The 15,490-nt window shown below is 63.0% G+C and carries 7 protein-coding genes and 1 pseudogene; 4 read left to right on the forward strand and 4 right to left on the reverse strand.

Going from position 1 to position 15,490, the window contains the following annotated elements:
* Positions 1–187: 187 nt before the first annotated feature.
* Entirely contained in the window at positions 188–3,046 is a 2,859-nt protein-coding gene (gene uvrA / locus VCB98_RS10425) for an excinuclease ABC subunit UvrA (protein WP_346052367.1), read from the reverse strand.
* Between the two features lie 94 nt (positions 3,047–3,140).
* Positions 3,141–4,142 (reverse strand): hypothetical protein, encoded by a 1,002-nt coding sequence (locus VCB98_RS10430; protein ID WP_346052370.1) that lies wholly within the window; start codon positions 4,140–4,142, stop codon positions 3,141–3,143.
* On the opposite strand from VCB98_RS10430, the gene VCB98_RS10435 reads away from it, so the two are divergent.
* Positions 4,141–4,281 carry a hypothetical protein gene (locus tag VCB98_RS10435; RefSeq protein WP_346052372.1) on the forward strand — a complete coding sequence of 47 codons (141 nt, stop codon included), beginning with the start codon at positions 4,141–4,143 and terminating at the stop codon, positions 4,279–4,281. The two genes, VCB98_RS10430 and VCB98_RS10435, sit on opposite strands and share 2 nt — an antisense overlap.
* On the opposite strand, the gene ggt (VCB98_RS10440) is transcribed toward VCB98_RS10435, so the two are convergent.
* A complete protein-coding gene (ggt, locus tag VCB98_RS10440; RefSeq protein WP_346052374.1) occupies positions 4,278–5,921 on the reverse strand; it encodes a gamma-glutamyltransferase in 1,644 nt (547 codons plus the stop codon). The two genes, VCB98_RS10435 and ggt (VCB98_RS10440), sit on opposite strands and share 4 nt — an antisense overlap.
* A 90-nt stretch (positions 5,922–6,011) precedes the next feature.
* Positions 6,012–7,724 (reverse strand): gamma-glutamyltransferase, encoded by a 1,713-nt coding sequence (ggt, locus tag VCB98_RS10445; RefSeq protein ID WP_346052376.1) that lies wholly within the window; start codon positions 7,722–7,724, stop codon positions 6,012–6,014.
* Between the two features lie 145 nt (positions 7,725–7,869).
* Between ggt (VCB98_RS10445) and VCB98_RS10450 the strand changes: the two genes are divergently transcribed.
* From VCB98_RS10450 to metH, 3 genes and pseudogenes are all read left to right on the forward strand, one after another.
* Positions 7,870–10,209: a protein kinase domain-containing protein gene (locus VCB98_RS10450; protein ID WP_346052378.1), complete on the forward strand. Its 2,340-nt coding sequence runs from the start codon at positions 7,870–7,872 to the stop codon at positions 10,207–10,209.
* Between the two features lie 524 nt (positions 10,210–10,733).
* Positions 10,734–11,681 carry a methylenetetrahydrofolate reductase [NAD(P)H] gene (gene metF / locus VCB98_RS10455; protein ID WP_346052380.1) on the forward strand — a complete coding sequence of 316 codons (948 nt, stop codon included), beginning with the start codon at positions 10,734–10,736 and terminating at the stop codon, positions 11,679–11,681.
* Between the two features lie 32 nt (positions 11,682–11,713).
* Positions 11,714–15,426, forward strand: a pseudogene (metH, locus tag VCB98_RS10460) (methionine synthase).
* The last annotated feature ends 64 nt before the right edge of the window (positions 15,427–15,490 follow it).

A 15,490-nucleotide genomic window follows, 5' to 3' on the forward strand; every position in this document is an offset into this window, starting at 1 on the left:
GTGGGAGCGGCTTTAGCCGCGATTACACCTGGCGAATCGAAGCCAACCTGCTCAGATATCTGAATACATCTTCAGCAAGCACGGCCCAGGTGATCACCACCAAAGGTAGGCCCTGTCGGCTCCAAGGCCGGAACGCATCAGTCACCGACGTCGAAGGGTCCTCCCCTGACCGAAACCGCAGTCCAAACTAAGAGGTCTTGGCCCGGGCAGCCTGTCTCTGGGTCTGTTCCAGGATCTCGGCCAGGAAGCGGCCGGTGTGAGAGCTTGGGTGGGTGGCCACCTCTTCGGGTGTTCCCGTGGCCACTACGGTGCCACCACCGCTGCCACCCTCGGGGCCCATGTCGATGATCCAATCCGCCGTCTTGATCACATCCAGATTGTGCTCGATCACCACCACGCTATTGCCATTCTCCCGCAGCTTGCGCAGCACACCCAGCAATTGATTGATGTCGTGAAAATGCAGACCGGTGGTGGGCTCATCAAGAATATAAAGAGTCTTGCCCGTATCCCGCTTGGACAGCTCCCGGGCAAGCTTCACCCGCTGGGCCTCGCCCCCGGACAGGGTGGTGGCATTCTGACCCAGGCGGATATAGGACAGACCCACATCCATCAAAGTCTGAAGCTTGCGCTTGAGTGACGGCACGGCACTGAAGAAATCCAGCGCGTCCTCCACCGTCAATTCCAGTACCTCGGAAATATTCAACCCCTTGTAACGAATATCCAGGGTCTCACGGTTGTAGCGGGCACCATGACAGACATCACAGGGCACATAGACATCCGGCAGAAAATGCATCTCTACCTTGATCACGCCATCACCCTGACAGGCCTCGCAGCGACCGCCCTTGACGTTGAAGCTGAAGCGGCCCGGCTTGTAACCGCGTGAGCGGGACTCCTGGGTGCCGGCGAACAGCTCACGGATGGGCGTAAACAGGCCCGTGTAGGTCGCCGGATTGGAGCGGGGTGTGCGGCCAATGGGACTCTGGTCAATATCAATGACCTTGTCCACATGGTCCAGGCCTTCAATACCGTCACAGGGGGCCGGGGTTACCGAGGCCTTGTTCATTTCCCGGGCGAGGTACTTGTAGAGAGTGTCATTGATGAGCGTGGACTTACCGGAGCCGGAAACGCCGGTCACACAGGTCATTACGCCAAGCGGCAGGGTGACATCCACATTGCGAAGGTTGTTGCCGCGGGCACCATTAATCCGCAGCTCCCGGCGGGACTCGATCGGCTTGCGCTGTTCCGGTATTTCAATACGGCGATGACCGGACAGATACTGCCCGGTGAGAGAGGCACTGTTGGACTCCACATCTTCCGGTTTGCCCTGGGCAACGATGCGGCCACCGTGGACCCCGGCACCCGGCCCCATGTCCAGTACATGGTCGGCACTTCGAATGGCTTCCTCATCATGCTCGACCACGATGACGGTATTGCCCAGATCCCGGAGGCGGGTCAGGGTATTCAGCAGGCGCTTGTTGTCCCGCTGGTGCAGGCCGATGGAGGGTTCGTCGAGGATATACATCACTCCCACCAGACCGGAGCCGATCTGGCTGGCCAGGCGGATGCGCTGGGCCTCGCCGCCGGACAGGGTCTCGGCGCTGCGCTCCAGACTGAGATAATCCAGGCCCACATCCACCAGAAAGCCCAGCCGTTCGATGATTTCCTTGAGAATCTTCTCGGCGATCTTGCCGCGCTTGCCGGGCAGTTTGAGACCCTTGAAGAAGCCCGTGGCTTCACCCACGGACAGACGGGAGATTTCCGGGAGACTGCGCTCGGCCACGAAGACATGGCGGGCGGAACGGTTGAGGCGGCTGCCGTGGCATTCGGGGCAGGAACGGCTGCTCACATAGCGGGCCAGTTCCTCGCGCACCATGCTGGACTCGGTCTCCCGATAACGGCGCTGCATATTGGGCAGCACACCCTCGAAGGGATGGTGGCGAAGCACCGTGCCACCACGCTGGCTGGGATAACGAAAGGCAATCTCTTCCTCGCCACTGCCCCACAGCAGGGCCTGCTGCACGGCCTCGTCGAGCTCGCCAAAGGGCGTCTCCGGGTCAAAGCCGTAGTGCTCGGACAGGGACTGAATCAGACGCCAGTAATAGGGGTTGCGACGGTCCCAGCCACGCACCGCGCCGCCGGCCAGACTCAACTCCCGGTCTCGGACCACCCGCTCGGGATCGAAATACTGGTTGACCCCCAGGCCATCACAACTGGGACAGGCGCCATTGGGATTGTTGAAGGAAAACAGTCGCGGCTCCAGCTCGCTCAGGCTGTAACCGCATTCCGGGCAGGCAAACTTCTCGGAGAAGATCAGCGGTTCCCGCTCCGGCTCATCCATGAAGGCCACCCGGGCACTGCCATCCGCCAGCCCCAGTGCGGTCTCGAAGGACTCCGACAGACGCAGGGCCAGATCATCACGGACCCGAAAGCGATCCACCACCACTTCGATGCTGTGCTTGCGGCGCAGATCCAGCTTGGGTGGATTGTCCAGCTCCACCACCTCGCCATTGATCCGGGCCCGGATAAAGCCCTGGGCCCGCAGCTCCTGCAATAGCTGCACATGCTCGCCCTTGCGATTGTCCACCACCGGCGCCAGCAGCATGCATTTGCTCCCCTCCGGCAGGCCCAGCACCTGATCCACCATCTGGCTGATGGTCTGGGCATCCAGGGTGATGTCATGGTCGGGGCAGCGGGGCTGGCCGGCACGGGCGTAGAGCAGGCGCAGGTAATCGTGAATCTCGGTCACCGTGCCCACGGTGGAACGGGGATTGTGGGAGGTGGACTTCTGCTCGATGGAAATGGCCGGCGAGAGGCCCTCGATATCGTCGATATCGGGCTTTTCCATCATCGACAGGAACTGGCGCGCATAGGTGGAGAGGGACTCCACATAGCGGCGCTGACCTTCCGCGTAAATGGTATCGAAAGCCAGCGATGACTTGCCCGAGCCGGACAGGCCGGTGATGACGATCAATTGATCGCGGGGCAGCTCGACATCGATGTTCTGGAGGTTGTGGGTGCGGGCACCCTGGACGCGGATCATGGCCATGTTTGCGGCGTGCTCGTTGGCTTCGGAGAACAGGCCATTTTACCGTCTCCGGCCGGCCCAGGACCAGCCGGAGACGGATTTCCGACCAGCGAGCCTAGCGCAACTGATCGATGGGAATCGGGCAGTCGAATCGGCCCCGGGCGGTGGCCCGGCAGGCCATGCCGCCAAAGCCGCCAACCTGGTCACAGGCCGCCAGAGCGGCTGCCAGACTGACACACTCAGCCGGCATATTGCTGTCCTGCTCCGCCCCCTGGTGGGCCCCCTGCGGGGCCGAGGGGCCTGCCTGACTCGCCGCGGCAGGCGCAGTCTGGCGGGCCGTCGATGACTGCTCCCGGGCCGCGGCCCGACGGGCCTCCCGGGTGGATTGCATCATGGCCCCGATCAGCTCATCCGGCAGCCCCAGTTCTCCCAGACCCCGAACGTCGGCCATGTCCAGGTCACCGTAGTCGCCTTCTTCGTTGAAAACCTGCTGAATCAGAATGGGGACACCAACGCCGTCGTCCAGATACTGGACCAGATGATGAACCTTGAGATCGGCGGGCCCCAGGAAAAGCAATTGCTGGTCCTCGGGCAGCGCCTGCGCCGCATCGGGGAATTCGTCGGTAAGCGAATCGTAGTAAGGCAGGGGATCGGGACGGGCTTCAATCAATGCCACCATGTAGCCGAATACCTCCTCCCTCAGGGGACTGGAGGGGTAACGCTCCAGGAACTCCTCGTAGGCAGAAAGGGTATCTCGGCGGCGATAGGGGGCCAGGTCCTGTTCATTGCCCTGAGATTCCAGGCGAAAGTGGATGCGAGTGGGATGGCCCATGGGAAATGTGGGCTGGTGATGGACCGCGCTGGGCTCATAACCATCCTTCTTGGCGCGAAAATAATCCTGTGACCACTGTTTGGATTGGCTGGTCACATCCCGATAAGGCGTGGTGACGTAGTAACGCAGATTGTCGGGGCTGTTACCGCGGTAAATTCGGGCGCCGGGCGGATCGGAGGTGATCTCGTATTCCGTTTGCTGCGGTGTGACGGCACAGCCGTTCAGCATGGCAATGAAGAGGAAGACAAGAAGAAAAACCAAACCGCGTGAAATCGAATAAGCCATGGGCCACCTCGAGCAACAGCAAGACCGGCATCCCTCGCCGATCTCCCTGGCCCAGGCCACGGCAATCAAGGACGCCCCCAATATCAGTCTAGACGTCATTGAGCCGGGCGGCATCACCCATATGGGGTATGGTCACTAGTAACCCGAGGCCTGACCGTCCTTGCGGTATTCCGAAGCCCCCCGCCAGATGCGATCCACGGGATTGTAGGCAATGGCCTGATAGCCGCCGAAATGACCCTGGCCCACCTGCACCCGGTGGCCGCGATTGCCGAGCGCATCGGCGGTGCCCTCCGGGAAGCCGGGCTCCAGATTGACCGTGCCGCCATCCTCGGCGGCGGGCTTGCCGGTGGGCCCCGCGCTGCCGTCATGACGAATGCGCGGGGCATCCCCGGCGGCCTGGAGGTTCATGCCGAAGACCAGCAGATTGAGCAGGACCTGAACCTGGGCCTGGGGCTGCATGGCCCCGCCCATGACACCGAAGCTGAGCCAGGGCTCGCCCTCACGGGTGACAAAACCCGGCATGATGGTGTGGAAGGGCCGCTTGCCGGGGGCAATGACATTGGGATGGCCGGCCTCGAGGCTGAACAGGGCACCTCGATTCTGGAGCGAGAAGCCCAGACCCACCGGCACCACCCCGGAACCCATGCCCATGTAATTGCTCTGAATCAGCGAAACCATCATGCCGTCACTGTCGGCGGTGCTCAGATAGACGGTATCGCCCCGATCCAGCCTGGGCTCACCGGCAGCCACCTGGGTAGCCGCCCTGGACTCGTCGATTAATCTGCGGCGCTGATCGATATAGGCCTTGTCCAGCAGACCACTGACCGCGGAGGATTCGAAGGCCGGGTCCGCGTAATAGCGGGCGCGATCAGCAAAGGCCAGTTTCTTGGCCTCCACCAGCAGATGGACGTGCTCGGGACTGCCGAAGCCGGCATGTTTCAGATCCCAGGGCTCGATCAGCTTGAGCATCTGCAAGGCGGCAATACCCTGGCCATTGGGTGGCAACTGCCAGACCGTCTTGCCCATGAAATCCACCGACACCGGCTCCACCCACTCCGCCTGGTAGCCGGCCAGGTCCTGCTCTGCCAGCAGGCCACCAGCCTGCTGCACGGTCTCGGCCATGTTGCGAGCGGCCGGGCCCTGGTAGAAGACGCCGGGCCCGTCATTGGCGATGCTTTCCAGTAGCCTGGCCAGACCCGGGTTGCGAAAACGCTCCCCCTTTCGTGGCGCACGCCCGGCGGGCAGGAAAGTCCCGGCAAAGCCGGGCTGCTCGGCCAGGCGCTTGCCTTCGGCCGCCCACTCGCCGGCAATGATTTCGGAAACCGGGAAACCGTCCCGGGCGAGACTCGCGGCCGGCTGCAACAATCGGCGCAGGGGCAGCCGACCGAATTCTCCATGCAATGACTCCCAGCCGCGCACCATGCCCGGCACGCTCACGGACAGGGGGCCCTGGTCGGGGATCTGCTTGTGGCCCTTGCCCTCGAACCAGCTGCGGGTGGCCGCCGCGGGGGCACCGCCGCTGGCATTCAAACCACGCAAACGTTTGCCGCTGGGATCCCAGACCATGGCAAACAGATCGCCCCCCAGCCCGGCGCCGGTGGGCTCCACAACGCATTGCACGGCATTGGCGGCAATGGCCGCATCCACTGCCGACCCGCCTTCCTGGAGCACCGCCAGGGCGGCCTGGGAGGCCAGGGGCTGGCTGGTCGCCGCCATGCCGTTGCCTGCGAAGACTTCGGATCGAGTAGCCCAGGAATCACGCGGGTATCGAGCACTCATACCGGTTTCCTTTTTTTATTGTTGCCAGAAGGTCTGTCGGCATTGTGCCACAGGCTTTCGAGAGACTGGCAGCGGCCAGGGAGGCTCTGATCAATAGCCCGCAGCCTGACCATCCTTGCGAGGTTCCGAGGCGCCGTACCAGACCCCGGTATCGGGGTCGCGCATGATGGCCTGGTAGCCGCCAAAGAAGCCCTCGCCCACGACCACCTCGTGGCCACGCTTCCGGAGGGCTTCAACGGTTTCCGCCGAGAAGCCGGTTTCCAGCTGCACGGTGCCACCGTCTTCCATCACATCGCCCTCCGGCTGGGAGCTGCCCACATGAGAGATGCGCGGGGCGTCACCCGCCTCCTGCAGACCCATGCCGAAATCGATCATGTTGATCAAAATCTGGGCGTGAGCCTGGGGCTGAAGGCCGCCCCCCATGACGCCAAAACTCATCCAGGGCTCGCCATCACGGGTGACAAAGGCCGGAATGATGGTATGGAAAGGGCGCTTGCCCGGTTCCAGGCTGTTGGCATGGTCAGCGTCCAGATTGAACATCTCCGCCCGGTTCTGGAGCACGAAACCCACCCCGTCCGGGGTCATGCCCGAGCCCATGCCGCGGTAATTACTCTGGATGAGTGACACCATATTGCCGTCTTCATCGGCGGTGGTGAGATAAATGGTATCCGCGTCATTGAGGCGCGGGTCGCCGGCGGGAAAGGAATCGGCGGCCTGTTCGGGGTCGATCAGGGCCCGACGTTGCTCGGCATATTCCTTGGAGATCAGCTCCGCCACCGGCACATCGCTGAACGCCGGGTCGACATAGAAACGGGCCCGGTCCTCGAAGGCGAGCTTTTTCGCCTCCACGAAGAGGTGGATGTAATCCGGATCATCCAGGCTCAGCTCAGACAGGTCCCAGTGCTCGAGAATATTGAGAATCTGAAGCGCGGCAATACCCTGGGTATTGGGGGGTAGCTGCCAGACTTCATGACCGCGATAGCTGCTGGAGACCGGGTCCACCCAGGTGGACTCGTGGGCGGCCATGTCCTCGACAGTGAGAAAACCTCCCTGGCGTTCCATGTAGTCGGCGATGGCCTCGGCAATCTCTCCCTCATAGAAGGCCTCCCGACCCTCCTCCACCAGCAGCCGCATGGTGTTGGCCAGATCCGGGTTGCGGAATATTTCCCCGGTTCGGGGGGCACGGCCTTCGGGCATGAAGACTTCCGGGAAGTTCTCGTACTCCTTCAGGATCTCGGCGTTGCGCGCCCAGTAATAGGCAATCACCTCGGTCACCGGGAAGCCGTTCTCGGCATAGTGGATGGCGGGGCCCAGAATGTCTTCCATGCTGGCTCGACCGAAGCGGTCGTGAAGCTCGAACCAACCGTCCACGGCACCGGGCACGGACACCGGCAGGGGGCCACGCTGGGGAATCCGATCGTAACCGTTTTCTTCAAACCACTCCCGGGTCATATCCATGGGTGCGCGGCCACTGGCATTGAGCCCGTAAAGGGCCTCGCTGTCGGCGTCCCAGACGATGGCGAAGAGATCACCGCCGATGCCATTGCCGGTGGGCTCGGTCAAACCCAGCATGGCATTGGCGGCGATGGCCGCATCCACCGCATTGCCCCCGTCACGCATGACCTGCAAGGCCGCCTGGGTAGCCAGAGGCTGGCTGGTGGCCGCCATGGCCCCGGTGGCGAGCACATTGGAGCGGCTGAGGCGTTGATCCGTCTCGACCCGATCCCAGGCCGGCAGCGGTGCAACAAGCAGCGTGAACGCGGCGCCAGCTATCAGGGCGAAAAAGGGGGATGACTTGCGCATAGTTCCTCCAGCAGTGAAGGGGTCTGGTGGGTTGAAGATAGCAGACCGCCGGGCAGATGGCTGTCAAAGCGGCGCAAGCTCCTTTACTCTAGCCAGGATAAGCTGGGGCGGCGCTGACGGGCCGCCAGGCGCCAGGGGGAAGACTGTGCTTGATCGATCCAGACAGCGGGACGGCTTGCTGGCCCTGCTCCTTTGCCTGCTCGTGGGCGTGGGCGGGCTGGCCGGAAGCTGGCAGGGACTGGATGCCCGCATCACCCACTGGGGCACGGCCCTGGCCACACCGCGCGCTCCCGAGGCCGACATCGCGATCGTGGAAGTCGATGACCTCAAGGCCCATGGCGATGCCGACCATTTCGGCGAGCAGCTTCGTCTGGCCATCGGACAGGCCCGCAAAGCGGGCGCCGAGGAAGTCGTCGTGCTGCTGCCCGCCGGCTGGAAATTGCCGGCGGCAGAAAGTTCCGATGGCTGGTGGTCCGACGGCAACGGCAGCATGGAAGCAGGCTGGCTACTGGGACTGTCGGCCCAGCCGGGGACATCTCGCCCCCTGTCCGGTCTCCCCCATTATCTTCTCGGCAGCAGCCTGACGCCGCCCGAGAGTGAGACGGGCTGGCTGGCGCGGCTGCAGCAGCAACTGGGCCTCAAGCCGGGGCAGGTCCCCGGCGGCCGCGTGCTGCTGCCTCAGGAGGCCAGCGGCACCAGCGCGGCCGGTTTCACTCCCCTCGGTGAGCACGGCCGCTTTCACGCCGCCCTGAAAATGGGGGAAGGGCTTCTGCCCGCCCTATCGCTACAACTGGCGGCACGCCTGGACGGACAATGGGCGAGCAGCCGGCAGCTCGCCGAGGTCGCCGACAATCACTACCACTTCCGCCCCTTTCCCTACCGGCCCGATCAACTCCCCCTGCCCCGTCTGGACTTTGAGCAGCTGCTGAGCGGGGAGCTGGACCCGGATCAACTGGCCAATCACGCGGTCGTGATCGGGCCGGTGGAAATCGACGGCAAAGCCGTCACCCGTCTGACCGCCGAACACGCAGCGGCCATCCATGCCGGACATCTCTACCAACAGCCGGACTGGGGCCCCTGGGCGCCCTGGCTTGGTTTGCTGCTGGTGGCGGGCTGGCTGAGCCTGGTGCTGCCACGACTCAACCTCAGTCTGGGGGTCTACTCCGGGCTGCTGCTGGTGTTGGCCCTGTTCGGCCTGCAATTGCTGCTGCCCACCATCCGGCTGCTGCATCTGGAACTTGCCATGCCGCTGATGGCCTTGATTGCCGGTCACGGTGCCCTGCTGGCCAAGCGGCGTCTGGATTATCGCCGCGAGGGCATTCTGATGGAGCTGTCAGAGGCCAACCGGCAACTTGCCGAGTCCCTGCGCCGCCAGGGTCAGACCGACGCTGCCCTTGAGCGCCTGCGCCGCTGTGAGCCCCGGGGCCCGGTACTGGAAAGCCTTTACGAGCTAGCCCTGGACCTGGAGCGCCGGCGTGAGTTTGCCCGCGCCCAGACAGTGCTGCGCTGGCTGGATGAACACTCGCCCGACTTCCGTGACGCCCGGACCCGGATCGCCAAGCTGTCGGAGCTGGAAACCAAGACCGCCCTGGGTCCGCGCAACGGCCCGGGTGGCACCCTGGTACTGGACGAGGAGGGCGTCCAAAAACCCATGCTGGGCCGCTATGAAATCAAGCGGGAAATCGGCAAGGGCGCCATGGGCGTGGTCTATCTGGGCCATGATCCGCGTATCGGGCGCACGGTCGCGGTCAAGACCATGGCCCTGGCCCAGGAGTTCGAAGGGGCTGATCTGGAGCAGGTGACAGAGCGCTTCTTCCGCGAGGCTGAAACGGCCGGGCGGCTGCAGCATCCCAATATCGTCACCATCTACGATGTGGGCGAGGAAGCGGATCTGGCCTATATCGCCATGGACTTTCTCGATGGCATCGGACTGCAGGACCATACCGAGCCCGACCGCCTGCTGCCGGCGACTCAGGTCTGCAACATCATCATCCAGGTGGCGGAAGCGCTGGATTATGCCCACGGCCAGGGGGTGGTGCACCGGGATATCAAGCCGGCCAACATGATCTGGTTGCCGGATGCGGAGCGGGTGGTACTGACCGACTTCGGGGTCGCCTGCCTGACCGATTCCCGCCGCACCAAGACGGGCACGATTCTGGGGACCCCCTCTTATATGTCGCCGGAGCAGGTGCTGGGCCGCAAGGTGGATGGGCGGTCGGATCTGTTTTCCCTGGGCGCGACCCTGTATCAACTGCTGCGCGGTGAATTGCCCTTCCAGGGCGAGCCCCTGGCCACGCTGCTCTACAAGATCGCCAACGACAAGACCCCCAATGTCTGCCGCCAACGCCCCGACCTGCCCCCCTGCATGGGTCGTATCGTGAAACGGGCGCTGGAGAAGAAGCCGGAGAAACGCTTCCAGTCCGGGACGGAAATGGCCGCCGCTTTGCGTCGTTGCCGTCGGGAGGTGGCTGCTCGACTTGGGTAGTCCCTTCGCGTGTCGGCTTTGCTTGAGTTAGCACCCTTCGGTGTCGGTGACGGGAGCGTCCCGGCTTCGATCTATGTAGGACCCTTCGATGCCGGTGACTGTTTGCGTTCCGGCCTAGGTGACCACCACCAAGGGTAGGCTTCGGTCCTGGTGGCCTTGCTCAGGGCTGTGAGCGACAGGACGTCGCGTGCAGAGCCCCCAGGGATGGGTCTACGTCCCTGAGCAAGGCCACCAGGACCGAAGCCGGGACGCCCCCCGTCACCGATATCGAAGGGTACTACCCCAATCGAAGCCCCCAACCGCAACCAATCAGAGACCCCACCTTATGCCAAAGCGAACTTGACATTAGGACTCCCCTGCCCCAAGCTGAAATCACAAAGCGCCGATTTGATATCCAGCTTGCGGGCGCTCTAGAAATACAGCTAAAGCGGTGAGTGCCGCTAAGACGACTCCCGCCTCTGGCACGATTCCGTTCCCGCAAGCCAATCAATCGGCGCCCGTTCAACCACGGGAGCAGCCGAACCATGAGCGACATTCCCTGTACACGCTGGACAGAAGACAAGGACGCACGCCTGCGGGTGTCCTTTGAGTTCTTTCCGCCCAAGACAGAAAAGATGGAGGCCCGGCTCTGGTCCGCCATCGTGGAGTTGGCGCCTCTCAATCCGCGCTTTGTCTCGGTCACCTATGGTGCTGGCGGGTCCACCCGGGAACGCACTCATGCGACGGTGGCGCGGGTGCTGCGGGAGACCAATCTTACCCCCGCCGCTCACCTGACCTGCGTAGGTGCAAGCCGGGAGTCGGTCCTGTCCGTGGCCCGGGATTACCTGGATATTGGCGTGCGCAACATCGTTGCCTTGCGAGGCGATCCGCCCGAAGGCGAAAGCCGGTTCAGGGCCCATCCCGATGGTTTCGCCAGCGGCGCGGACCTGGTGTCCGGTCTGCGCTCGGTGGGAGATTTTGATATCAGCGTTGCCGGCTATCCGGAAGTCCACCCAGATGCCACCTCGCCCGAAGAGGAATTGGCCTATCTCAAGCGCAAGGTGGATGCCGGTGCCAGCCGAATCATTACCCAATACTTTTTCGATACCGAGGTCTTCCTGCGCTGGCGTGATCGTGTGCGGGCGGCCGGGATCGATGTGCCCATCGTGCCCGGGATCCTGCCGGTGACCAATTTCGCCACCGTGGCCCGCTTCAGCGAGGCCTGCGGTGCCACCGTGCCGCGCTGGCTGGCGCGTCTGTTCGATGGGCTCGACGAGGACCCCGAAACCCGTCAACTGGTTGCCGCAACCGTGGCCTCCGAGCAGTGCATGAGGCTGCAAGAAGAAGGCGTCAGCGAATTCCACTTCTACACCCTCAATCGAGCCCGCCTGACCAAGGCAATCTGCCGCATGCTGGGAATCTGTCCGGGAAGGGGAGACAGCAGCGCCAAGGTGCGGCAGCCGAAAACCGATCAGGAGGTGGTAAGCCTGTGAGCAAGGACTGTTTCGAGACCCTTCAGCAAGGCATGGCGGAAAGGATTCTGGTCCTCGATGGTGGCATGGGGACCATGATCCAGAATCTGAAACTGGACGAGGCCGCGTTTCGGGGTGTGCGCTTCCGGGATCACCCCAGCGAACTGGCAGGCAATAATGATCTGCTCAACCTGACCCAGCCGGAAAAAATCCAGCAGCTTTACCGGGATTATCTCGAAGCCGGTGCCGAGCTCATTGAAACCAACACCTTTAATGCCAACCGCATCTCCCAGGCCGACTACGGCCTTGAAGACCTGAGCCATGAGATCAATCGGGTGGGTGCGGAACTGGCACGGGCCGCGGCCGATGAAGTGGCATCGGCTACAGGCCATGATCGCTGGGTAGTCGGTGTACTCGGGCCAACCAACCAGACCGCCTCGATCTCGCCAGATGTCAATGATCCGGCCAAGCGCAATGTCCGCTTCCCCGATCTGGTGAGCACCTATGCCGAGGCCATTGATGGCCTGATCGAGGGGGGCGTGGATCTGATCATGGTGGAAACCATCTTCGACACCCTCAATGCCAAGGCTGCCCTGTTTGCCCTGGATGAGGCATTCGAAGCCCGTGGCCGTCGCTGGCCGGTAATGATCTCGGCCACGATCACCGACGCCAGCGGCCGCACCCTGTCGGGTCAGACGGTCGAGGCGTTCTGGCACAGCGTGATGCACGCCCGCCCCTTCAGCGTGGGCCTCAATTGTGCCCTGGGTGCAGAACAACTGCGTCAGTATGTGGCCGAACTCGGCCGGGTTGCCGATGTGGCCGTCAGCGCCCATCCCAATGCCGGGCTGCCCAATGATCTCGGTGAGTACGATCAAGACCCGGAGACCATGGCCGAGCTGATCGCCGAGTGGGGCGAGAGTCGGCTGGTCAACATCATTGGTGGATGTTGCGGCACCACCCCGGAACATATTCGACAAATCGCGGCGGCGGTTGCTGACAAACCACCGCGGCCGCTGACAGGAAAAGAACGGAGTGTTGCCTGATGCTGGACGAGCGGTACCAGGGTGATGAAACGGTATTCCGCCTGCGGCTGTCCGGACTGGAACCGCTGCTGGTGGGACCGGAGACGGGCTTCGTCAATGTCGGTGAGCGCACCAATGTCACAGGCTCGGCCCGTTTCCGCAAACTGATCGAGGCCGAAGACTACGAGACGGCCCTGGAAGTGGCACGGCAACAGGTGGAGGGCGGCGCCCAGATCATAGACATCAATATGGATGACGGGCTGCTTGACGGCGTTGAATGCATGCGCCGCTTCCTCGATCTGATCGCGACCGAACCGGATATCGCACGGGTACCGATCATGATCGATTCCTCAAAGTGGGAGGTAATCGAGGCGGGCCTGCAATGCGTACAGGGCCGGGCGGTGGTCAACTCCATCAGCCTCAAGGAGGGGGAAGCGGAATTTCTTCATCAGGCGCGGCTGGTTCGCCGCTATGGTGCGGCCGTGGTGGTGATGGCCTTTGATGAGGATGGTCAGGCGGAAACGGTTGATCATAAGGTGGCCATTGCCAGGCGGGCGGTGAAGCTGCTCACCGAAGAGGCCGGTTTTGCGCCCAATGACATCATCATCGACCCCAATATCTTTGCCGTGGCCACCGGCATCGAAGAGCACAACGACTACGGGGTGGCCTTCATCGAGGCGGTCAGGCGGATCAAGCAGGAACTGCCCGGTGTATTCACGTCCGGCGGCCTGTCCAATGTCTCCTTTTCCTTTCGTGGCAACAATCCCGTTCGCGAAGCCATGCACTCGGTCTTTCTCTACCACGCCATCCAGGCGGGCCTGGATATGGCCATCGTCAATGCCGGGCAGCTGACGGTGTATGAGGACATCCCGGCCGAACTGCGAGAACGGGTGGAGGATGTCATTCTCAACCGCCGCCCGGATGCCACCGAGCGTCTGCTTGAGATTGCCGACGACTACCGTGGTCAGGGCAAGCGGGAAAAGGTCAACCATGCCTGGCGCGAGGCGGACGTGGACAAACGCCTGGAACACGCCCTTGTCCACGGCATTGTCGAGCACATTGAGGCAGATGTGGAAGAAGCCCGTCAGGCGGCCAGCCATCCCCTGGATGTGATCGAAGGCCCGCTCATGGATGGCATGAACGTGGTGGGCGACCTGTTTGGCTCGGGCCGGATGTTTCTGCCCCAGGTGGTCAAATCCGCCCGGGTGATGAAAAAGGCGGTGGCCTGGCTGATTCCCTATATTGAAGCTGAGAAAGACGATCGTGAAGGGGCCAAGGGCAAGGTGCTGATGGCAACCGTCAAGGGCGATGTCCACGACATTGGCAAGAACATCGTCGGCGTCATTCTGCAGTGCAACAATTACCAAGTGATAGACCTTGGGGTCATGGTACCGGCCGAAAAGATCCTGGACGAGGCCCGAAAGCACGAGGTGGATATCATCGGCCTGTCCGGCCTGATTACACCGTCCCTGGATGAAATGAGCCGGGTCGCTGCGGAAATGGAACGGCAGGACTTCCGTCTGCCCCTGCTCATCGGTGGTGCCACCACCTCGCCCACCCATACCGCATTGCGGGTGGCGCCTGAGTACGGGGCGCCGGTGGTTCACGTCAAGGATGCCTCGCGGGCCGTGGGGGTGGTCTCCCGGTTGTTGAACCGTGAGCAACGGGGTGGCTTCGTGGACGAAGTGGCCGCCGAACAGGCCCGTCTCCGGGAGAAACGTGCCCGCAAGGACAGTCGCCGTCGCCTGCTGCCGCTGGAGAAGGCGCGCCAACGGCGCTTTGAGCCGGATCGCGGCTGGTCGCCACAGCGACCCGCTCAGCCCGGCCTCCATGACATTCGTCCCGATGTCGCCACCTTGCGCGAATACATCGACTGGACGCCCTTTTTCCATGCCTGGCAGCTCAAGGCCAGTTACCCCCGCATACTCGATGACCCGGAGAAGGGGGGAACGGCCCGGCAACTGCTGGACGAGGCCCGAGCCATGCTCGATCGGATCGAGGAGGAGCAGTGGCTCAGCCCGCGCGGTGTCGTGGGCCTGTTTCCGGCCGAACGCGCCGGCGACGATGTGCGGGTCCTGACAGAGGAAGGGAGCGATCAGGAACAGTGCCGATTCCATTTTCTCCGCCAGCAATCCGAGCGCCCATCGGGCAAACCCTATCTCTGTCTGGCCGATTTCATCGCCCCGCCCGGCCGAGGTGATTGGTTCGGCGGCTTTGCAGTGACCGCCGGGCCGGAGGTGAGCGAGCGCAGCCAGGCCTATAAGGCCGCCGGGGACGACTACAACGCCATCATGATCGAGGCCCTTGGGGATCGGCTGGCCGAGGCCTTCGCCGAGTATCTACACCGGGAGGTGCGGACTCGACTGTGGGGATACGCATCGGGGGAGACACTGGACAATGAGTCGCTGATTCGTGAGCGCTACCAGGGCATACGTCCGGCGCCCGGCTACCCGGCCTGCCCCGAACACAGCGAGAAAGGCACGCTGTGGACGTTGCTGGATGCCGAGCGACGCACCGGTATGCGCCTGACGGAGAACTATGCCATGGATCCAGGGGCCTCCGTCTCGGGCTTCTACTTCGCGCATCCCGAATCCCGTTATTTCGGCCTCGGCAATATCGACCGAGATCAGGTCCAGGACTATGCCGAACGCAAGGGCTGGACACTGGAGGAAGCCGAGCGCTGGCTAGCCCCCAACCTTGCCTACGATCCCGCCAAACGCTCCCTCCGGGCCACAGGCTCCTGAGCTATCATCATTGGGCCGTACCGTTTCCTGCTAGCGGGCTGCCAGCTTCAGGCCTAGGGGTCTA

The sequence above is a fragment of the Natronospira elongata genome (assembly GCF_034931365.1).
GTDB lineage: Bacteria > Pseudomonadota > Gammaproteobacteria > Natronospirales > Natronospiraceae > Natronospira > Natronospira elongata.